We start from the raw sequence: 21,250 nt of genomic DNA on the forward strand, positions 1-21,250 counted from the left end.
CCTGGTTTAGGTACAATCGTCCGTTGGCAGCACTGACATGCTGCACAATGAATAAGTCACGTTTTAGGGAGTTACCATGCTGAAGAAGTCAGTATTGACTCTGGGGTTTGCGAGTGTGTTAAGCGCATGCGGTGGCGGCTCCGGTGGTGATGAAAGTCCGAAAATCAGCGTCAGTGTGAACGCTGGTTCAGACATCACCGTCAATGAAAAAATCGAATTTACACTCAAAGCGCTGGGTTCTCCTTCCGGTGGCGTGTTTAGCTGGCAAGTAATTTCAGGCCCCGACATGGAGGGCTTTCCGCAAGAAGGTGAGGAGCTGACAGTGACCGCGCCGGATGTAAAGGGAAACAGCCCGGTTGAACTGGAAGTCAGTTACACGGCTCCCGATGGGACTTCGGCCCGTGATACTTTGATAGTCAATGTCGTGTCGGTCAATTTGTTTCCGCAGGCCAAAATAACGCAAACCGCGCCAGAGAGCGGGACCTCCAAATACGCCGATACCATCACCCTGTCGGGTGTGGACTCCAGCGACCGGGATGAAAATGGTAGCATAGTGGCTTATCAGTGGAAGATGCTGAGCGGGCCAAGCACCATTACAACTGAGCGCACCGATCAGGCTACTTTGAGTTTTGTGCACCCTTTGCTGGCCTCTCCGAGTGCGGTCGAGTGGCAGCTCACAGTGACTGATGATGAAGGGGGAACTGGCACAACCAAGACGCGACTCTCACTGTTGGCTAATGATCAACTGGTACTGGCCAATGCGGGGAGCGATCAACAAGTTCAGGAGCTTGACACGGTAACTCTGGATGCCAGTAGCAGTGTCACGGTTGATGGTCAGTTTTCCTGTATGTGGGAGCAGGTAAGTAATGGCAGTGCCGTCACGCTGGCAGATGAGCGAGCGTGTAAAACCTCCTTTATGGCGCCGCTCAAAAGCGGTAATCAGGCCACTTCGATAGACTTTAAAGTGACGCTGACCGACAGCGCGCAGCGTACCGGTACAGACACCGTAAACATAGAGATCCTGCCTAAGCCGCTTGGCAACCTAAATGATACCGGCACCACTTTATGCTACAACAACACAGCACAGATCAGCTGTGGTAATAGTGATTTTCCGGGGCAGGACGCTGAGCTTGGACGGGATGCCGTGGTGCAGTTTATCCCTAAAAGTGGTCAGGGCAACCAGGCTTTTGACTTTACGAAGTTTAGTGAGGAATTTGAACCGCTACCAAATAGTGAAGATAACTTTGCTTGTGTATTGGACAATGTCACGGGGTTGATCTGGGAGGTCAAAGAAGCGACTGCAGGGAGCTTGCCCAACACCAGTGTGCGTAACGCACAAAACCACTACACCTGGTTCCTGGCGGGCAAAGCGAATGTCACACCAGGCGCACCCAACTCGACTTGCCCGCAGGATGATTATTGCGGTGTACAAGCCCTGATCGACGCGGTGAATGAAGCCAGTTTCTGTGGCGGTAATAACTGGCGTCTGCCGACTTATATGGAGCTGGCAAATTTGCTCGATCACAACAGCAGTGGCGACTATTTGCTTGACCCCACTTACTTCCCCAATGTGCCGGATCAGGCATTGCTGGGGCACCAGTACTATTGGACCACTCAGACGAGTGTGGACGGGACTGACGGAAAAGATGCAAACCTGGTTCGGGCTTTGGTTATTGACATGAAAACCGGCAACGACGTGACACGCAATAAGTCGCAAACCGCTTATGTCAGACTGGTGCGTCGCTACGGGGAGGAAGACTAATGAGAGCATTGATCTTAACCGCAATCGCGTCTGCCAGCTTAAGCTACAATGCGTTTGCTTCACAAATTTGTGCGTCAGCAGCTTTGGTACCTGACACCACGCCAAAGGCACAGTTTGAAATAAAAGACGATGGTACCGTCTGTGATAAGCAAACTAACCTGATGTGGCAGCGCTGTTCATTCGGTCAGATTTACAATAGTGACAGTGGCAGCTGCGATAATGTTGCACAAGAGCTGAGCTGGCAACAGGCACTACAAACTGCCAACGCGCAGGAATTTGCCGGTTACAGCGACTGGCACCTGCCCAATGTGAAGGAGTTGGCCAGCATTGTAGAGCATCGCTGCGTCAAGCCCGCTATTAACGAGGAAGTTTTTCTCGCAACCCTGGAGAAAAACTACTGGTCCAGTACCACAGTGGAAGGTACGCCAAGCAATGCCTGGCTGTTCTCTTTTGGCGATGGTAAAGTGAGCAATGTGTTTAGTAAGAACTCCACCGCTTATGTCAGGCTGGTTCGCTACGCATTCTGCGAGTAGCGCAGACGTTCATTGAGGCACATTTGGTGCCATTAGGCGCAAAAATTGGCCAGTCCCGCCGCAAACAGGTGGGTTGGCCTCACTAAATTTGCTACGCTCACATTATCTTAAGGTGGAGGTAGCACGTGTTCTGTGTACGCATTTTACAATTCTTATTTATATCCGCTTTATGGCTAATGCCGGCGCTTTCTCAGGCGGCAGGTAAATGTGATGTCGAACTGGGCCATGGCTTGATCATCACAGATTCGGTCATTCGCATCGTCGATAAAAACCAGACCCGGGTGCAGATCAACAATGATAATCAGCTGCTGATCAAAGGAAAATGGATCCAGCTTAGTGATCAGGACACTCTGCTGTTGAATGAATATGCACTTGGGATCCGCGACACTGTCCCAGAACTGGTGAATCTGGCGACAGACGGTGTCAATCTTGGTTTGAGCGCCATAGAACAGGTCGTAGAGGGCATGTCTGACAACGATCCGGAAGTGCTGAAAACCCAGCTGCAATATGTTGAGCGCGCTTTGATGGATAAGTTTAAGCGTGGTGAAGACTTCTATTTTATCGCGCCGCAGTCTCTCTCTAAGATTGATGACTTTTTTACCAAGGAGATCAGCGAGCGGATCCATTCCGCTGTACATGGATCTTTGGGGGCGATACTGGTGTCTGTCGGGGACGCGTTTAAAGCCAGAGAAGGTAATATTGAAGATCGTTTCAGCGACATGGGCCAGCGCATGGAAATTATATCCAGCGAAATCGACAAGTCGCTTAAGAAGAAGGCCTATCAATTGGAAGAAAAGGCAGATGAATACTGTGAATGTCTTAACGCCTTAGACAAAACAGAGACCCGGCTGCAAAGCATAGTCCCGAGTCTGGCCGAATACGATCTCGTTAAGATCCGTTAAACCCATACCAATTTTTGGCATTAGCGTAGCTGAGCTGATGCCAGAGTGCATTGTCGTGCCGGCACAGGGCTAAATACTGTTGCCAGACACCCTGGTAATCATGTCTGATAAGGCACACCGGGTGGTTAGAGGCAAACATGACTCGCTCCGTGCCAAATAAGTCCAGTAAGCTGGTGAGTTGGTCCTGTAAAGGCAAAGGGCTTGCCAGCAATTCATGCCCTGAAAATTTGATAGCGCAATGAGGGAGTGCTGCCAGCAAGGCCGTATTTTCCAGCCAGCTGTCTGCTTGACCCACCAGCCCGCTATGATTGAGCATAATACGTAAATTTGGTTGCTGGCGTGCAATGTTACACAGGTGTGTCACCACATTATGCTGAGTGAGCTCAAACTGGGCCTCAAAGTGCAGTCCATTTTCACTCAGCAAGGCAAGATTATCGGCAACCTGGGGGGGGAGCAGGCGTGCTGCATCCTGGCCCTCAGTGATGTCGCGTATAGCTACCAGACTGGGGTGTTTTAGTGCTTCCAACTGACGACGAAACTGTGCCGCTGGGGCGTCGATTTGTGCATAACTAACGGCTTTATAACGTGTGGCTGGAAGGAGCTGTGCCAGCCAGTCCAGCTCGCGTCGTGGTTGCTCGTTGTCAAACCCCGCCTCAATATGGACGCACCCTTCAAGAGAAAAGTCGCTCAGACTGAAGAGCGCATCGGGCAGGTGGTCCTGCCTGATCAGGTCGAGATTAGGCCAGCCAGGCGGGTTATGTTTCAGCCAGTGATATTGACCCTGCCGGAGTGAGAAAAAGTGAAGGTGCGGGTCAATAATTTTGTTCATCGTGCTGTATATCCGCCGTCTATGGTTTGCAAACTGCCGGTAATAAAGCTGGCATCGGGACTCAGTAAAAATGCCACCAGGGCTGCCACTTCATCTGCCTGGCCTAATCGGCCCAGTGGCTGGAGCGCCGCTTCTTCAGCGACAATGGCCTGCTTATCGGCACCGCTTTTTTCACAGTATCGATCGATAGCCTGATGAAACAAGGGTGTCTCTATGGTACCCGGGCACACCGCATTTGCGCGAATATTATAGCCTGCATAATCCAATGCTGTGGTCTTGGCCATGGAGGCCAGTGCAGCCTTGGTCAGGTTATAAGCAAACGAGTTAGGCTTGCCTACTAAAGCCTGATCAGAGGAGATCAGGACAATACTGCCATCATTTTGCGCTTTCATGGTTGGCAGCACAGCCTGAATGGCGCTGTAGGCTCCTTTGACATTGAGGGCAAAAAGCTGATCCAGGGTGTGTTCATCGGTGTCCTCTATGGTGGCGCTGAGGTGTTTACCTGCGTTAGACACCAGTGCATCAACACGTCCTGTTGTGGCAATGATGTCTGCGATGGTATCGTGCACTGCGCTTACATCACTGACGTCACAGTGGCGATATTCTCCATGTGATGCAGCTTGAATGTCCAAATTGAACACCTGATAGCCCTGAATTAGCAGACGTTCGGCAATGGCTTTACCAATGCCGACGCTGCCACCGGTTACAATGGCAACTTTTTGCATGTGTTTTCCTTAATGGTTGTGGCCGCAGCCACCTTCAGCGTGCACGTGGCCATGCGCCACTTCATCCGCTGTGGCTTCGCGCACAGACAAGATCTCGATGTCAAAGGTCAGTGTTTTGCCTGCAAAAGGATGGTTAAGATCGCAATCTGCGTTGAAACGGCCCACTTTAATGATCTGTACCTGGTGGCGGCCTTGGTTAGATTCAACAATAGCTGTCATACCTGGTTTCCAGACTTTAGCGTTGCCCAGACCCTGCAAGTGTTTAATTGGGATGCGCTGAGTCAGGCCTTCCTGATACTCACCGTAGGCATCCTTTGGTTCCAGAGTCAGGGTCAGTTTATCGCCTGCCGCTTTGCCCTCTAATCCAGCTTCCAGGCCTGGCAACATGCCTTCGGCGCCGTGCAGGTATACCAGTGCGTCCTGATTGGTGCTGGTTTCCAGCTGCTCACCGGCTTCGCTCAGGGTGTAGTGGAACTCAACCACAGTATTTTTTGCGATCTGCATAGTAATCTCTTCATTTTCGTAGTGTTGTAGTGTCAGGCATTCTACGGATCGCTTTTCGGCTTGACCAGTGTTTTTAGTTCATCGAGGTAATCTTTGCCGCTCCCTGTACCTACGTTAGGCTGAGGTGTTGCAGGGGCTTCTACTGGCAAGTGAAGGAGCAGCGTATCGCCCGGAGATAGCAGGCTTTGTGTTGTGAGTTGATTCCAGTCGAGTAAATCTTTCATCGGTACCTGATATTGGCGGCTGAGGGCCCAAAGAGAATCACCATCCTGGATCACATGGTGCTTTTCATAGGTTGCGACTTTAGCTGGCTGTTGTTGCTGTAAATAGGGGCTGATCTCATAATCCACTGTGAGGTCATCTTTGGCATGAGCGCGGTGGATCAGCAGTGTTTCACCAACCCGAATAAGATCCCGGGTTTTATTGTTGAGCTGTTTCAACTGCGCAACGCTGGTGTTATGTCGTCTGGCAATACCGTACAGGGTGTCATTGAGTTTTACCTGATAGTGCGTGCTGAACTGACGGCGGTAGAAGTCGGTGGCGAACAGCTGCTGTTGATCCATAGGTAACAGCACTTTAAATGGCCCGTCAGCCGGACTCTGATGACGTAAATACCCAGGGTTGAGCTGATGTAATCGCTGCTTATCAATGTCGAGCAGTGCAGCCAAAATGCCAAAGTTAAACGCTTGCCCCACATCTAACACGGTCGTTTGTGCTTCATTTGGCAAGCTGGGGCGTTGCATACCTGTCTCTGGGTGTTGCAGCAGGTAACTCAAAGCCAGCAATTTCGGTACATAGTCGGCGGTTTCTCTGGGGAGTTTCAGATGCCAGAAATGACTACTACGCTTGTGCTTTTGGTTGTATCTTATTGCAGCTTTGACTCGTCCTTCACCGGAATTATAGGCTGCCAGTGCATGTAACCAGTTACCATTAAACCTCTGTCGCAGATAGTGTAAATAATCAAGTGCCGCATCGGTTGCGGCCAGTACATCCTGACGGCCGTCATACCAGTCATTGCTTTGCAGACCAAAATGGTAGGCGGTTGCATCAACCAGCTGCCACACTCCGACGGCACCCTGAGAAGAGCGTGCCGTGGGTCGGAAATCACTTTCCACGAAAGGCAGCAGTGCCAATTCCATCGGCAGTTTGCGTTGTTCCACTTTTTTCACTATGTGATAGAGGTAAGGGGCAGCCCGTTCGTTCACGCTCAACAAGTAATTGGGTTGTGACAGATACCATTTCACCCGCTTCTGCAGGCGTGCATTGGGGGCAATATCAAAGCTGAGGTTTGCGGCGATATATTGCCAGAGCTCCTGATATTGCTGCGGCTGTTCAGTGATCACCGGCAAAGGTGCAGTGGTGCCCGATTGCTCAGCTTCGGGTGCTGGCAACTCCTCGCTGGGAAGGTTCAACGCCAGGTTGATATCCGCGGGGGTAGCATGACGTTCCGGGGAGCTGAGACATGCTGTCAGCATCACTGAGCACAAGACGATGACACCGCAGCGTAACGAACTAAGTACGCGCCACCAAGACATAGAAAAAACGGCCTGAATCTCTCATAAGGTCCACTATACTTGCTGGTGATTATTTATTCAAAGTCTTCTTGCGGGCCAGAACTTTGACAGCCTGAGAGAAGTGCTGAGTCAATTGCATCTGGTTGTAGGGCAAGTCCTGATAAAGAGAAGTGAGTGTTTTGGGGTGACGGGTATCTTCCTGCGCAGCCTGTTGTTGTGCCAGCGTTAAAAATGCGATTGGCACACTGAGTTGTTCAGCTTTATAGGGTTTACCAAACGCAGGCAAGACCCAGTCGAGTTGAGGGTTGTGCTGCAAGGCAAGCAGAGCAGAGTGCCAACTTGTGTTGCGGACATAGGGCAGCAGGTTTACGCTCTGTCCCGCAAACAAAGCGCCATGTTGCACACTGAATACGCTCAGGTCGTAGCCGCTTTGACCGTGAAACTGGCTGAGTTTTAATGTGACTCCGCCCAGTTCCAAATCAGCTGGTGCTGTAGTCTCGTTCGTGACAGCCGTACTTTGCAACGTTTGCCAGCGGGCCAGCCGTTGTTTGGCCAGCGCCAGCCGTTGTGGCCATGCAGCTTGTTGCTCAGCAGATAACTTACTCAGTCTTTGCTCACTGAGCTCAATGCTTTTGGCAAAGTTATCGAGCTGTGTATCCAGTGCTACTCGCAGCGTATGATCTGTGAGCTGTGGCGCCTTTGGCAGGTGTACGCTGGCATTCGGAAATGCCTGTTTTAATAGTGCCAGCCCGGTGAGCTGGTGGGTCTCGCTGGTAGTGGCGATTAAATAACACAAAGGGGTGTTCAGGCGTTCTTTGAGTTGGTTAATCACCTGTTCCAGCGCCACAAAGTCTCCGTGGCTGTCTATTAGGGCGCTACAGGTTTTGCCCTGTATAAGCGCCATATTCGGTAAGATAAAGCGGGCTTTTGCTTGTGGTTCTATCAGGGTTATCTGAGCAGAAACCGTATGCCAGTTGGCTGCAAACGTTGTTGGCGCCAGCATCAGTGTGGTGAAGAATACACAGACCAGGCGAAGCACTTAAGCACGTTCCATCTGAGTACTGATACGTTGCGTCAGCTGCTGTAGCGTTTGCTCCGCTTGCTGGGTATCACTTTGCAATGCCAGCAATTCATGACACAGATGTAATGCAGCGAGCAACAAGGCATTGTGATCGCTGCGCACTGTATCGCGCTGACGCATTTCGTCGACCCGCCCGTTAAGCAGGTCTACGGCATCAATCAGTGCTTGTTGTTGTCCTGGCGTGCAGGAAAACTGGTGACTTTTTCCCAGCAGGGTGACGGTGACCTGTTCGGGCGATTCTGACATTAGCCTGCCTGACTAGCACTCTGCAGTTTTTCTAACAACCCACTCAGTGTAGAGCTGGTTTCTTTTTGCTTTTCTTCGCTTTCCAGTACTTCAAGCTGCAGCGTCTCATTTTCATCAATTAATTTGCTGTTTTGCTCTTTGAGTGTGTTTACCTGCTCAGTCAGAGTATTGTTTTGTGCAATAAGTTGATCAATCAGTTGCTCGAGTTGAGGGAGAATTTCTTTCATTTTAAATGCGCTCATTATCACTGTGATTATGTCATGCAAATGTAAAGCAAAGTGCGCTGCAAAGCTAGTGATTAGGGCAGGTTATGCTGATTTTTGTCTCGTTTTAAGCGATAATACCCAATACTAACAATTTTGTTCATTTATGGTTCAGCCGAAGCGCTTAAAAAGCGCGGCTTTATGCGCCAAAGGAATGGACAATGCCCACCTAATTAGGAGCGGATAATGCTCAGTTATCGACATTCATTTCATGCAGGTAACCCTGCCGATGTCATTAAACATTTGGTACTGGCTCAAGTGCTGGAATATATGACTCGTAAAGATAAGCCTTTTGATTATATCGATACGCACTCTGGTGCCGGATTATTCGAATTGGCAGCCAAAGATGCGCAAAAGACACAAGAGTATCTGCTGGGCATTGCGAAATTGTGGCAGTATTCCGGCCAGGTGGGTGCCATTCAAGATTATGTTGAGCTGGTTAAATCACTGAATCGCGACACACTGGCCTATTATCCCGGCTCGCCCAAAGTGGCTGAGCAGTTTTTGCGTAAACAGGACAAAGGCTGGTTTTTTGAATTGCACCCGCAGGATCTCAAGCTACTGGAAAAAAATACAGGGCATAAGCGTTCTTTGCGGGTGAAAGGGGAAGATGGCTTTAAAGGCCTGATGGGACTGGTACCGCCACAATCTCGTCGCGCCTGTGTACTGATGGACCCACCCTATGAAATCAAGTCTGATTACGAGGTTGCGACTCGCTCTATTATCAAGGCACACAAACGTTTTGCATCGGGCACCTATATGATCTGGTATCCGGTTGTGGATCGTGCGCGGATCGATCAGATGGAGCAGACTCTGATTGAGTCCGGTGTGAGAAACATCCAGTTATTTGAATTGGCTACCGAGGCGGATACCGAAGAGCGTGGCATGACGGCATCCGGTATGATTGTCATCAACCCGCCGTGGACACTCAAAGCGACCATGGATGAAGTCTTGCCTGACCTGGTGACGTGCTTATCCTCAGACTCCGGGTTTTTCCGCAGTGAACAGTTGGTGGCCGAGTAAGCTGACTTTGTGTCAGCCTACTCGCTCTGATCCCTGCCCGCGAAGGCATGCTCCAGGTAGTAGGTTTCTATCCGGGCGATTTGACCCGAACGCTGAAGTGTCAGAATCGCCTGGTTAAGTCGGGGCAACAGATGGGCATGCTCGGCTCGCAAGCGAATATGCAGCAGGCCCTGTGAATGTAACTGGTTGAAGTGCAAATTTACCTTGTCCTGTTCTGACCAGTATTTTGCTGGCAGGTCGCCAACGATGGCCAGCTCCACCCGCCCTTTATTCAGCGCTTGTAACAACGCTCGCTCCGACTCAAAGTCTACTCGGGTAAAAACATCATCGTCATGATAATAGTAACCACGCACTGTACCGACCATTTGACCTGACAAACTGGTGAGAGGCTCTACGGGCGTGCGTGTTATAACGTACTCGCGAATAGGCAGGATTGCTTCTGAAAAAACAAACCGCGGATCGGTGCGTTGGGATGAGTTTAGCCAGGCGGGGCTGATAAGGTCGAAGTCGATTTTACCGCTCGCGAGATAACGGTTGGTGCGTTTTGCAGGCAGTACGATATTCTCGCCTTGCACCGATGCCTGAGCCAGTATGCGCGCGACTAAATCTGGCAGGATACCCGGATGATGCGGGTCGTTAGTAAAATAGGGGTAAAACGTGCCAGAGCCGCTGATACTATATTTTAAAGTATGTTGCGCTTGAGTCGTGCTGTGATGCTCAGACAAAGCTGCAACCCCCTGACTGCTAAAAAGCAACGGGATAAGAAAAAGCAGGATGCAAAAATGCGAAATAAGTGTAACACTCATAAGACCTATAATAGTAAAAGAGTGACAGTCTCGGCAACCACCTGAGGTAACTTTGTTGTTACCACAGTGGTGAGAAAATAGATTGCTCAAGGGCGTGAGTTTTCATATGCTGGGACAACGGAAGCCTTTAAAGTACAAGAGTTAAGGATGTTAATGAGCGGTCATATTGCCAAGTCAAAAAAAGACACGGTGCAATATATAGCACGCCAGGCCATATTCAATCGTGAACAGAGCGTGGCTGCCTATGAATTGTTGTATCGGGACTCACACAATAACGCCTTTCCTATCGGGGTCAGCGATGGCCAGGCGACAGGCAGGCTGTTTTTTAATTCTCTGCTCTTTATCGGTGTCGAGCGGCTGGCTGCCGGTGCGCCTGCCTTTATCAATCTGTCAGATGAAACATTACTGCAAGAACTTCCCAAATTACTCCGGCCACAAGGGCTGGTAATCGAAATTGTCGAGCGCTCCACGAATTTACCAGAGCTGGTCAACACTGTGACTAAACTAAAAAAGCTGGGATATCGTTTTGCCCTGGATGATTACGATGGTGACGAGCGCTGGGAAGTGCTGCTGCCACTGATGGACTACATTAAAATAGAAGTCCTTGAGCCGGTGATAAAAACCACCATGATGCTGAAAAAGCTCAAACGTCGCTTTCCTGATGCAAAAGTGATTGTCGAGCGGATTGAAACCATGGAGCACTACAGCTTTATCAAAAGTGCCGGGGCAGATTACTTCCAGGGCTTTTTCTTCGCAGTACCGGAAATGCTGAATCATGGCAATGTTGAGCCGTCAAAACTGGTGGTTCTGGACTTATTACGTTGTACCGCCAAGCAGTCTTTGTGTTTTAAAGAAATTCAGCAAAGGATCGCCAAAGACCTGAGCCTGACGGCACGAGTGCTTAAGCTTGCTAATGCTAAAGCAGGTGAAGATAAAATTGAGATCCGCTCTATCGCCCAGGCGGTGGTGTATCTTGGTGAAGATGCTATTCGACAGTTTGTAAAAGTACTGGCGTTAAGTGAACTGGGTGCAGACAAACCCAGTGAGTTGACCAAGCTTGGCCTGGCACGGGCGAAGTTTCTTGAACAATTCTTGCTGCCAGGCGGCGATGAAATGGCACAACAAGGCTACCTGATTGGTCTGATGTCGGTGCTTGATGCCGTGCTGGATGTAGAGCTCTCCGTTATTGTCGATGAGTTTTCACTGGATCCGGACCTCAGCAGCGCGCTGTTAAGCTATAAGGGGTTGATCGGTGGGGCGTTGCGTCTGGCGATTGAAGTTGAACGCAATAATATTCAGGAAGCCGAACTGATCCTCAATGCCATTCGCCCGGCGTCCAGTATCGAATTGCTCTTTTCGCTGGCACTGGACAGCCGTGTCTATGCCGATGAAATTTACTCTGTTGTAAAAGAAGAAGTCGCCTAGGCCCGTTTACGGGTCTGAGTCCTAATTGTTTCCGGCGGAGAAACTTTTAACACCGTTAGCGTCATATTTGTTCCTTCACATTTAACGAGAGTGAATGTAAGTTGGTACTAACTCATTGCCGGGAACATAAGCGTCATATTCAGCGTTTTCCAGTATGCCTGTTCTTGTTGTAGATCCGCTACAAACAGAGAGTGCTGAGCCAGCCAGTCGGGCTCGAACGTCAGCAGCAGGCTGTTATCCAGCGCTTCTATTGTGAACTTAGCCACCTGATCAATTTGTCGTTTCTGATGTACCAGAATAGCCAGGCGCAACAAGGTGAGCAGGCGCGCAAAGTGTGTCAGATCGGCTTCCACTAAGGCCGACAGCTCTGCGCGTTTGATTTTTTTGCGATGAAAGCGGATCAAGGTGCCCAGCAGCTGTTGTTGATCCTGGGTAAATCCCGGCAGCTGTGCATTTAACACTATGTAGGCACTGTGCTTGTGGATCCCTGACGAGTTTATTGCCAGTCCCACTTCGTGTAGTCGCGCGGCCCAGCGCAGCATCTGCAGATCGACTTCATTGAGTGCCCAATGCGCTCGCACCATGTCAAACATCTGGTTCAGGGTGTCGCAAATATGCTCTGCATGTTGCTTATCAACGGCATAATGATCTCCGACCGCGCTGATGGTGCGGGCACGAATATCAAACTCGTCATTTTGCGCCATTTCCTGCAACAGGCCTTCGCGTAATGAGTTGTCACAGTAACTCAGCTCGTCGATGTTGAGTTGCCTGAATACCCCGATCAGAATAGCCAGTCCGCCTGCAATACTGGCATACCGCTCTTCGGGCAGCGCTTTAAGATTCAGCGCACTCAGGGAATCGGCTTCAATCAGACGTTGTCTGATCTGTTCCAGCACTGTGAGGGTCAGGGTATCCTGGTTAAATAATTCCTGAGCGATGGCACATAAGGTTTTAATGGTGCCCGACGTGCCGATGCAGGTTTGCCAGCCGGCCTTGCGGTAACTGGCGGAAATGGCCTCGATGTTCTGCTCCGCCTTTATTTCGGCTTTGGCAAAGCGTTTGGCCGTTAGTTTAAGATCTTTAAAATGACTGTTACTGAGCGTCACGCAGCCAATATTGCGACTGGTGAGTAATTTGTGATCCAGATGTTTGCCAATGATCAGTTCGGTACTGCCACCACCGATATCGATCACCAGACGGTTGTCGTCGCTGTGAATGTGGTTTGCCACACCCTGATAGATGAGACGAGCTTCTTCTTGTCCGGAAATGACATTGATCTTAAAAGGAAAAACTTGTTTTGCTTTGGCCAGAAAATAACGAATATTGCGACAGTTACGCAGTGTATAAGTGGCAACCACTTGCACACTGTGTTTATCAAAGTCCTGTAACGTGGCTGCAAACTGTTGCAGTACATGCAGCGCGCGCTCTATGGCCTCTTCGCTCAGGTTAAACTGCTCGTCTAAACCGGCAGCCAGAAACACCCGCTGTTTTTCTTTGTGTAGCAATTGCAGACGACCATCGACCTCCCGCGCGACGACTAGATGAAAACTGTTCGAGCCTAAATCAACGGCCGCGATGGAAGGGTATGTGGTCATAGAGCTGCCCTTATGTGTTGGATTGGTTGCTTTCCCACTTTTTCAGATGGTCATAGATGGCTATCTGGGAGCGGATCTTCTTCTTATTACCGCGACGAACATAGAGATTCTTCTGTTCACTGTCAATGATCCGTGCTTTTGCTCTGTCTTTAAATTGCAGTTCAAGAATATCGATGATCAATTGTTTAAGTGACTCGTCGTAAATTGGGGTGCCAACTTCAACCCGGTGATCCAGATTGCGGGTCATCCAGTCTGCTGAGGAAATATACACCTGAGGATTGCCATCGTTTTCGAAGACCATGACCCTGGGGTGTTCCAAAAAGCGGTCGACGACACTGATCACTTTGATGTTCTCACTAAAGCGTTGCAGGCCAGGTACCAGAGCACACATGCCTCGGATGATCATGCGGATCTTTACGCCTGCCATAGAAGCATTATACAAGGCGTCAATCAGCTCTTTGTCTACCAGGTTGTTGACCTTAACAGTGATCTTGGCTGTTTTGCCAGCCTGGGCATTTTGACTTTCCTGATCAATCAAAGCGAGAATTTTTTCTCGTGCATTGATTGGCGAAATCATCAGGTGTTTAAAGTTAAACGGCCTGTAGCTGCTTTCAATGAACTTAAACACATCATCACACTCATCACAGATCTCAGGGTGTTTAGTGAAGAGGCTAAAGTCGGTATAAATACGGGCGGTTTTTTCGTGGAAGTTACCAGTACCAATGTGGGCATATTTCACGATTTGGCCTTTTTCCCGGCGGTGAACCACACACAGTTTGCTGTGCACTTTCAGTGCCGGGATCCCAACCATAACCTTGATACCATAATCGCTGAGCATTTTTGCCCACTCAATGTTGTTTTGTTCATCAAAACGGGCTTTGAGTTCGACCATCACGGTGACTTTCTTACCATTTTTGGCGGCATTGATCAGCGAAGCCATCAGTCGGGAGCGTGACGCGACGCGATAGATATTGACCTTGATCTGGGTGACTCTGGGGTCAAACGCTGCCTGACGCACATATTCCAGCATGTGGTTAAAGGTGTGGTAAGGGTAGTAAAGCAGGATGTCCCGCTTAGAAATCGCTCTGAAAATGCTGCGATAGGCGTTAAATGCTTCACTTTGCAGGGGTGGCAGGGGTTTGTTTTCCAGATAGCCGCGACCGACATTCGGAAAGCCAATAAAATCGCGGAAATTACGGTACGGACCACCGGGGATCAGGGCATCCTGGCTGGTGACGCCAAGGCGCTTTTTCATGACTTTGAGGATTTCTTCTGGCATCGCCTCGTCGTAAGTCAGTCGCACTGGCTCGGCATATAAACGCTGTTTAAGGCCCTTTGACATTTTATCCAGCAGGCCTTCTTCAATTTCATCATCCAGATTGTATTCGGCATCCCGGGTTAGCTTGATTTCATACCCTTCAATGTTGTCAAAGCTGAGGAAGTTCCTGAACACTTCGTGGAGGTAAAAACGTACCACTTCGTCGAGCATCACTATGGTTTTGTGGCGCCGGGTTTTTTCCGGTGGCAGCAGAATAAAACGCTCCAGGCGATCGGTTGGTAGTTCCAGCAGCGCATGATGTTGCTTGTCGCCACGCATTTCGACAAACAGGTAGGTCAGGGCATCATTGATGTGATCTGAGTAGTCTTTACTTTCGCTCAGTAAAATAGGGCACATGTGCTGTAGCACCTGATCCTGAAAGTACTTGGCCAGCCACTGTTGGTGAAAGTCCGACAGCTCTGCCGGCTTTTTTATATGAATGTTGTGCTCATTCAGGTCCACCAGGATCTGATCATAAATGTGCGAGAACTTCTTGCCCAGCTCCAGCACTTTCTTGTTCATCTGGTTAAGCAGTGCTTCGTCTTCGTCGAAGTCGGTGTCGGGCAGGTTACTTAATAAGATGCGACGTTTTACATCGGCTACTCGGACCCGGAAGAATTCATCTAAATTATTGGAAAATATGCCTAAAAATCGGATCCGCTCAATAATAGGGTTGCTTTTGTCTTTGGCTTCCTGAAGGACACGCTCGTTAAAGGACAGCCAGCTCAGCTCTTTGGCAAAATAGCTGATGGTAATGGGATCGTTAGATAATGCTTGCATCTTTCTTTCCATGGTAATTAAAGCTGCGGGTAGAATATGTCTGTAGTGTGACACTTATATGACATGCGCTGTCATGTCACCGAATTATCAACAAAGTGTAGACCACTCTCCTTTATCTGGCTTGTTTGATATCAAAATGTGTGTACAAAAAAGCTGATTGGTGGAATACCCGGTAAGGTAACTTGCAACCTTACCGGTCAGTGCGATCAGGACTGTTCGACATCCACGATCAGATCGCTGGTGATGGCTTCAAGGGCTTCGATAACGTTGTCTTTGATCATACCAGCGGGCAAGCTAACGGTAGCAAATGCACTAAAAATCGGGACTCCCCAATTAGGCGCACTCTGCTGTTTGGAGTTTAGATGGGTAATGTTAGCGCCTTTGTGGCGGATCACTGTTGCCAGCTCCTGGACAATACCAGGGCGATCGTTACCCGTTATTACTAAGTTCAAGGTTTCTGGTTCTGTGCTCTGGTCTTGTTCGCCATTGGCGATGCGTACCTCTAGCCCAGATATATCAAGTACGGCGTTTTGCAGCTCTTGTAAGTGCTCCTCTGCTACCTCAACCTGCACTATCCCTGCAAATTGTCCGGCAAGGTGACTTAAATTACTGGTTAGCCAGTTGCCGTGGTGGTTAAGAATGGTTGAGGAAACTCTTTCAACGAGACCTGGTTGGTCCTTGCCTATAAGTGTTAGTACTAACTGCTTCATATCACATGTCTCTTATTATTGGTGGCTCGGTATCTAAGCCCTGAATGAAAGCGAATAATCGCTCTATAAGCCTAGTAAATGAAACTTATTTGTCTACTTCCGATAATGGATACAATGTAAAAAAATGCAAAAATCACATTGCTTACTGTAATTCGAGCCTTACTCAAGGTGTTAAGTTCCTTGAACAGAGAGATATTTTGCGCCTACCTGCACAGCCTGATTGTCATGAAGGCGTTGTACTTTTAGGCATTGAGCACATTTTTTGTCAGGCAATCTGAGAGCGGTGGTGTAAAGTTGGGAACTAACATACTCTCTGAGGATCAGCATTCAGCATGAAAAAACAAGTGATGAGCGTAACTAATGAAGAGCAATGCCACAAAGCGGGCAGACTTGGGATAGTGTGTAACACAACTGTCATCTTGATGAAATATAATGCGCCGCAGTTTGATTATGAAAGGGTATTTTGATGACTTCCAATCCGCAAAAACCATCCTTTAAAACGGATAGAAGCCGTCTATTTAAGGACCGCTTTGCCCAATTTGGCATTACCTCAGGTGGGGTAATGGTATTGGTCGCTTTGCTATTGATATTCTTCTATTTGCTTTACGTTGTACAGCCCATTTTCGAATCTGCCAAGGTCGAAAAGCGGGTTGATATCGCGTTATCTGCCGAGAAGCGCTACTTCGCGCTCGGAGTAGAAGAGCAAACAGAGATTGCGTACTTGCTGGATAATACCGGTCAGGTTGATTTTTATCAGGTGAAGGGCGAGGGTGCAGGTAAACTTGTTAGCACCTTACAAACCAAGCTGGACGGCCAAATCACCAGCTTCGCGAAAAGCGCGCCATTTTTAGGCCAATATGCGTACGGTCTTGATAATGGTCAGATACAGATCCTCAAGCCCAACTTTGTGGTCACTTTTCCGGGTAACCAGCGTGTGATGAAACCTCGCCTGGGTTACCCACTTGCAGGTCAGCAGTTGCTGGTCGATGAGCAGCAACAGGCGCTGAAAAAGTTTGCCTTTAGCCATTACGAAGATAAAACGGCGGTGGTTGCTTTGACTGCCGACAAACGGGTGATCTTCGCGTCCTACGTCGCCGAAGAAAACATGTTTACCGGTGAGCTGGAGTGGCAGGTAACACGCACTGAGCTGCCCATTGATGGTCGCATTGATGACTTACTGATTTCACCGGATACCACCCGTACTTTCGTGCGTTCTGCGAATCAGATTTATATTTTTGACACCCGCTTTGCGGACGATGTTACTCAGTTTCAACTGTTAGCGGCCAACGAAGAAAATGCCAATCTGGTTAGCATGGCCCTGCTTGCCGGTGCCAACTCCCTGATGCTGGCCAATGACAATGGTGAAGTATCACAGTGGTTTGAAGTAAACACGGACGCTGGTCGTGAGTTTGCCAAAATTCGTGCCTTTGATAGCGATAAGAGCAAGCACATGAAAGTGCACAGTGAGTTCTATCGTCGTACTTTCTTCACCACCACAGAAAAGGGTGAACTGGGCGTGTACTACACCACCAGTGAAGCCGAGCTATGGCGTGGTAAAGTTGCTGAACAGGCAATCGATGCCTTTGCTATCTCGCCTCGTGCGAATGCGGCCTTATTACTGACTGGCAATCAGGTCAGTGTGTTTGAGCTGCACAATGAGCACCCGGAAGTAACCTGGTCTGCGTTATGGCAGGAAGTGTGGTATGAAGGCTATCCAGAGCCGGCATACACCTGGCAGTCAACGTCAGCCAGTGATGACTTCGAATCTAAATTCTCACTGGTGCCAATTTCATTTGGTACGATTAAAGCCGCTTTCTATGCCATGCTGTTTGCGGTACCGATTGCGCTTTCAGCGGCCATTTACACCGCTTACTTTATGTCGAGTGAACTGCGTCGTGTGGTGAAGCCAACGGTTGAAATCATGGAAGCACTACCTACCGTTATTTTGGGTTTCCTGGCAGGTCTGTGGTTGGCGCCGCTGATCGAAAGCCACTTACCTGCGATTGTCGCGCTGCTGCTGCTATTGCCCCTAGCTATTTTGGGTACAGCGCTGGGCTGGACCAAGCTTCCTAAAGCCATTCGTCACCTTGTTCCGGATGGCTGGCACTCAATCTTGCTGATCCCTGTGGTATTGCTGGTTGGCTGGGTGTCTTTTGCCATGAGCGATGTCATTGAAGGGTGGATGTTCGGTGGTAACGTACGTCAGTATCTGACTAATGAACTGGGCCTGACTTTCGATCAGCGTAACTCTTTGGTCGTGGGTATTGCGATGGGCTTCGCGGTTATTCCAACGATTTTCTCGATTGCCGAAGATGCAGTATTCAGTGTACCCAGACACCTGTCAAACGGGTCACTGGCCTTGGGGGCAACGCAATGGCAAACGCTGGTGCGTGTTGTGCTACTGACAGCCAGCCCGGGTATCTTCTCGGCGGTAATGATGGGCCTGGGTCGTGCTGTGGGTGAAACCATGATTGTACTGATGGCAACGGGTAATACACCGATTATGGACTGGAGTATCTTCCAGGGAATGCGTACCTTGGCGGCGAACATCGCGGTAGAAATGCCAGAATCTGAAGTGGGCAGCTCGCATTATCGGATCCTGTTCCTTGCGGCCTTTGTATTGTTTATTTTTACTTTCGTATTTAACACGATGGCTGAGTTTGTACGTCAGCAGCTACGTGAAAAATACAGCTCAATGTAACTGGAGTGAGATGACATGGTAAGACAGTGGTTTAAGTCAGGATCTCCGTGGATCTGGATGACAGGCGGTGCAGTCAGCATCAGTTTGATCTCAGTACTGGGTCTGCTTGCAATGATAGCGTGGAAGGGCCTGAGCTTTTTCTGGCCTTCCGAAGTGGTTGAGATGCACCTGCAGGGGTCTGTTCAAAAACAAACCGTGATTGGTGAAATCTACGACCGTGAGCTGGTGCCTAAGTCGCGACTGGAAGCAACTGGCCTGGATTTTTCTAACCATCCAGGCGAGTACATAGAGCGCTTGCTGGTAAAAACCGGTAACCGTGAGTATGTTGAACTGGACTTCCGTTGGATTTTGTCAACCGACATCCAGAGCCAGTCAACACCTGCGCAGATAGCGGTCTTTGAGCGGACTAAAAATGGTAACTTTTATGGCTATGTTGAGCGTGTTATTCGCGACGGCCAGGTAGTGACAGACAATCCGCTAGAAGCGCTGGAAGAGATGGTTGAGCGTGCCGTAGATCTGAACGAAGAAGCGCTTGACCTGCAAAACGGTGAGATTGGTCATATTAACTATGAGCTGGAACGTTTGCGTCTTAAAGAGCGCGCTTATCAGCTGGATGATGAACTGACGCCTGAAATCATCGCAGATCTGGAAGCACAGCGTGCTGCCCTGCGCGAAGAATATAAGGTATTAGAGAAAACGCTGTTTGAACTGCGCAATGGTGCCAAACGCGACGAAGTGGTTGTGCGCGACATGCGCGGAGAAGAAGTGACGTTGCCTTTATACCAGGTTTTAGACTTTTGGTTCCCGAACGACATGGGCTTCTTTGCAAAAGTGGGCCATTATATGTCGCAGATTGGCAAGTTTATTAGTGATGACCCGCGTGAAGCGAATACCGAGGGCGGGGTATTCCCGGCTATCTTTGGTACTGTGTTTATGGTTATGCTGATGGCAGTGATTGTGACGCCATTTGGCGTGGTTGCCGCGATTTATCTGCACGAGTATGCAGCTAAAAACGCCGTGACTAAGATGATCCGTATCGCGGTGATCAACCTGGCGGGTGTCCCGTCTATCGTATACGGCGTATTCGGCTTAGGTTTCTTCGTCTACATGCTGGGTGGCTCTATCGATGCCTTGTTTTACCCGGAAGCTTCACCAAGTCCGGTATTTGGTACGCCTGGTGTGATCTGGTCAGCACTGACACTGGCAATTCTGACACTGCCTGTTGTGATTGTTTCCACTGAAGAAGGCTTGTCACGTATTCCAAGCACAGTGCGTCATGGTTCACTGGCACTGGGTGCGACCAAAGCAGAGACCTTATGGCGGATTATTATCCCAATGGCCAGCCCGGCAATTATGACAGGCCTCATTCTGGCGGTTGCCCGTGCTGCGGGTGAGGTAGCACCGCTGATGCTGGTGGGGGTGGTGAAAATGGCACCGACCTTGCCGCTGGATGGCAACTTCCCGTATATTCACCTGGACCGGAAGTTTATGCACCTGGGTTTCCATATTTATGATGTGGGCTTCCAGAGCCCGAACGTAGAAGCGGCACGTCCTTTGGTTTATGCGACCGCCTTCTTACTGGTGACCGTGATCATTGCACTGAACATCACTGCAATTGGGATCCGTAACCACCTACGTGAAAAGTTCAGAGCTTTAGAGAACTAATAGTAAAGTATTTAAATAGGTAAAAATTTATGATTACAGTAGCGCCACAGGTAAATAATGCAGATACCAGCAAAAAGTTGGATCTGGAAAACTTGAGCCCGGAACTAACCGCGTTAGAGATCAAAAACCTTGACCTTTACTATGGTGATAAGCAGGCTCTGAGCGACATTAACATGTTGATCCCGCGTGGTCAGGTAACGGCGTTTATCGGTCCGTCTGGTTGTGGTAAATCAACGCTATTGCGTTGTATCAACCGCATGAACGACCTGGTAGATACCTGTCGTATTGAAGGTGAAATAAACCTTAACGGTACCAACATTTATGATAAAAGCGTCGATGTTGCTGCGTTGCGTCGTAATGTTGGTATGGTATTCCAGCGTCCAAATCCATTCCCTAAGTCTATTTACGAGAACGTGGTTTACGGTCTACGCTTACAAGGTGTAAAAGACAAACGTAAGCTGGATGAAGTGGTTGAGCGTTCACTGCGTGGTGCTGCTTTGTGGGATGAAGTGAAAGACCGCTTGCACGACAGTGCATTTGGTCTGTCGGGTGGTCAGCAGCAGCGTCTGGTTATTGCACGTTCAATTGCGATTGAGCCAGAGGTGTTATTGCTGGATGAGCCAACCTCGGCACTGGACCCCATCTCGACTTTGGTTATTGAAGAGTTGATCAACGACCTGAAAGAAAAGTACACCGTGGTGATCGTAACTCACAACATGCAGCAGGCGGCGCGGGTATCCGATCAAACAGCCTTTATGTATATGGGTGAGCTGATCGAATATTCAGATACTAATACTCTGTTTACAACACCGACCAAGAAGAAAACCGAAGACTATATTACGGGTCGTTACGGTTAATTCATCGGGCT

Annotated in this window: 19 protein-coding genes; 8 read left to right on the forward strand and 11 right to left on the reverse strand. The window is 49.2% G+C overall.

What is annotated here, in order from left to right; all coding sequences use genetic code 11:
- Positions 1-76 precede the first annotated feature (76 nt).
- The 3 genes from ACXAH1_RS02420 (at position 77) to ACXAH1_RS02430 (ending at position 3,197) form a co-directional block, all read left to right on the forward strand.
- Entirely contained in the window at positions 77-1,762 is a 1,686-nt protein-coding gene (locus ACXAH1_RS02420; protein WP_475193469.1) for an Lcl C-terminal domain-containing protein, read from the forward strand.
- Positions 1,762-2,295, forward strand: a complete 534-nt coding sequence (locus ACXAH1_RS02425) for an Lcl C-terminal domain-containing protein (protein ID WP_475193471.1) — start codon at positions 1,762-1,764, stop codon at positions 2,293-2,295. The genes ACXAH1_RS02420 and ACXAH1_RS02425 overlap by 1 nt, the downstream gene beginning before the upstream one ends.
- A 176-nt stretch (positions 2,296-2,471) precedes the next feature.
- Positions 2,472-3,197 carry a YggN family protein gene (locus ACXAH1_RS02430; protein ID WP_138549912.1) on the forward strand — a complete coding sequence of 242 codons (726 nt, stop codon included), beginning with the start codon at positions 2,472-2,474 and terminating at the stop codon, positions 3,195-3,197.
- Here the strand turns inward: ACXAH1_RS02430 and ACXAH1_RS02435 are convergent.
- The 7 genes from ACXAH1_RS02435 to ACXAH1_RS02465 are packed head-to-tail and all read right to left on the reverse strand — an operon-like array spanning position 3,184 to position 8,323.
- On the reverse strand, positions 3,184-4,026 hold the full coding sequence (locus tag ACXAH1_RS02435; RefSeq protein WP_475193473.1) for an amidohydrolase family protein: 843 nt from the start codon (positions 4,024-4,026) through the stop codon (positions 3,184-3,186). The genes ACXAH1_RS02430 and ACXAH1_RS02435 overlap by 14 nt on opposite strands.
- The gene (locus tag ACXAH1_RS02440) at positions 4,023-4,751 is read right to left on the reverse strand and encodes an SDR family NAD(P)-dependent oxidoreductase (protein ID WP_475193476.1); all 729 of its coding nucleotides are present in this window, start codon (positions 4,749-4,751) and stop codon (positions 4,023-4,025) included. Before ACXAH1_RS02440 ends, ACXAH1_RS02435 begins: the two co-directional genes overlap by 4 nt.
- A 9-nt stretch (positions 4,752-4,760) precedes the next feature.
- Positions 4,761-5,255, reverse strand: a complete 495-nt coding sequence (locus ACXAH1_RS02445) for an FKBP-type peptidyl-prolyl cis-trans isomerase (protein WP_253048164.1) — start codon at positions 5,253-5,255, stop codon at positions 4,761-4,763.
- A gap of 41 nt (positions 5,256-5,296) precedes the next feature.
- The gene (locus ACXAH1_RS02450) at positions 5,297-6,790 is read right to left on the reverse strand and encodes a transglycosylase SLT domain-containing protein (protein ID WP_475193478.1); all 1,494 of its coding nucleotides are present in this window, start codon (positions 6,788-6,790) and stop codon (positions 5,297-5,299) included.
- A 49-nt stretch (positions 6,791-6,839) separates the two neighbouring features.
- Positions 6,840-7,808: a hypothetical protein gene (locus tag ACXAH1_RS02455; protein WP_475193479.1), complete on the reverse strand. Its 969-nt coding sequence runs from the start codon at positions 7,806-7,808 to the stop codon at positions 6,840-6,842.
- Positions 7,809-8,096 carry a cell division protein ZapA gene (locus ACXAH1_RS02460; protein WP_475193480.1) on the reverse strand — a complete coding sequence of 96 codons (288 nt, stop codon included), beginning with the start codon at positions 8,094-8,096 and terminating at the stop codon, positions 7,809-7,811.
- Positions 8,096-8,323 (reverse strand): cell division protein ZapB, encoded by a 228-nt coding sequence (locus ACXAH1_RS02465; protein ID WP_046005422.1) that lies wholly within the window; start codon positions 8,321-8,323, stop codon positions 8,096-8,098. The genes ACXAH1_RS02460 and ACXAH1_RS02465 overlap by 1 nt, the downstream gene beginning before the upstream one ends.
- Before the next feature lie 222 nt (positions 8,324-8,545).
- On the opposite strand from ACXAH1_RS02465, the gene ACXAH1_RS02470 reads away from it, so the two are divergent.
- Entirely contained in the window at positions 8,546-9,382 is an 837-nt protein-coding gene (locus ACXAH1_RS02470; protein ID WP_475193482.1) for a 23S rRNA (adenine(2030)-N(6))-methyltransferase RlmJ, read from the forward strand.
- A 17-nt stretch (positions 9,383-9,399) separates the two neighbouring features.
- Here ACXAH1_RS02470 and ACXAH1_RS02475 read toward each other — a convergent pair whose 3' ends face one another.
- Positions 9,400-10,188: a substrate-binding periplasmic protein gene (locus ACXAH1_RS02475; protein WP_475193484.1), complete on the reverse strand. Its 789-nt coding sequence runs from the start codon at positions 10,186-10,188 to the stop codon at positions 9,400-9,402.
- A 147-nt stretch (positions 10,189-10,335) separates the two neighbouring features.
- Between ACXAH1_RS02475 and ACXAH1_RS02480 the strand changes: the two genes are divergently transcribed.
- Entirely contained in the window at positions 10,336-11,613 is a 1,278-nt protein-coding gene (locus tag ACXAH1_RS02480; RefSeq protein WP_475193485.1) for an EAL and HDOD domain-containing protein, read from the forward strand.
- 107 nt (positions 11,614-11,720) lie between these two features.
- Here ACXAH1_RS02480 and ACXAH1_RS02485 read toward each other — a convergent pair whose 3' ends face one another.
- From ACXAH1_RS02485 to ACXAH1_RS02495, 3 genes are all read right to left on the reverse strand, one after another.
- Positions 11,721-13,208, reverse strand: a complete 1,488-nt coding sequence (locus ACXAH1_RS02485) for a Ppx/GppA phosphatase family protein (RefSeq protein ID WP_475193487.1) — start codon at positions 13,206-13,208, stop codon at positions 11,721-11,723.
- Positions 13,209-13,218: 10 nt separating this feature from the next.
- Positions 13,219-15,306 carry a polyphosphate kinase 1 gene (ppk1, locus tag ACXAH1_RS02490; RefSeq protein WP_475193489.1) on the reverse strand — a complete coding sequence of 696 codons (2,088 nt, stop codon included), beginning with the start codon at positions 15,304-15,306 and terminating at the stop codon, positions 13,219-13,221.
- Positions 15,307-15,512: 206 nt separating this feature from the next.
- Positions 15,513-16,016, reverse strand: a complete 504-nt coding sequence (locus tag ACXAH1_RS02495) for a glycine cleavage system transcriptional repressor (protein ID WP_054014383.1) — start codon at positions 16,014-16,016, stop codon at positions 15,513-15,515.
- A 466-nt stretch (positions 16,017-16,482) separates the two neighbouring features.
- Between ACXAH1_RS02495 and ACXAH1_RS02500 the strand changes: the two genes are divergently transcribed.
- The 3 genes from ACXAH1_RS02500 to pstB are packed head-to-tail and all read left to right on the forward strand — an operon-like array spanning position 16,483 to position 21,239.
- A complete protein-coding gene (locus ACXAH1_RS02500) occupies positions 16,483-18,717 on the forward strand; it encodes an ABC transporter permease subunit (protein WP_475193491.1) in 2,235 nt (744 codons plus the stop codon).
- Between the two features lie 15 nt (positions 18,718-18,732).
- Positions 18,733-20,382: a phosphate ABC transporter permease PstA gene (gene pstA / locus ACXAH1_RS02505; protein WP_253048190.1), complete on the forward strand. Its 1,650-nt coding sequence runs from the start codon at positions 18,733-18,735 to the stop codon at positions 20,380-20,382.
- Positions 20,383-20,411: 29 nt separating this feature from the next.
- Positions 20,412-21,239 carry a phosphate ABC transporter ATP-binding protein PstB gene (gene pstB / locus ACXAH1_RS02510; protein WP_054014386.1) on the forward strand — a complete coding sequence of 276 codons (828 nt, stop codon included), beginning with the start codon at positions 20,412-20,414 and terminating at the stop codon, positions 21,237-21,239.
- Positions 21,240-21,250: the final 11 nt, after the last annotated feature.

This window comes from Pseudoalteromonas sp. AWH4_217, from assembly GCF_056161105.1.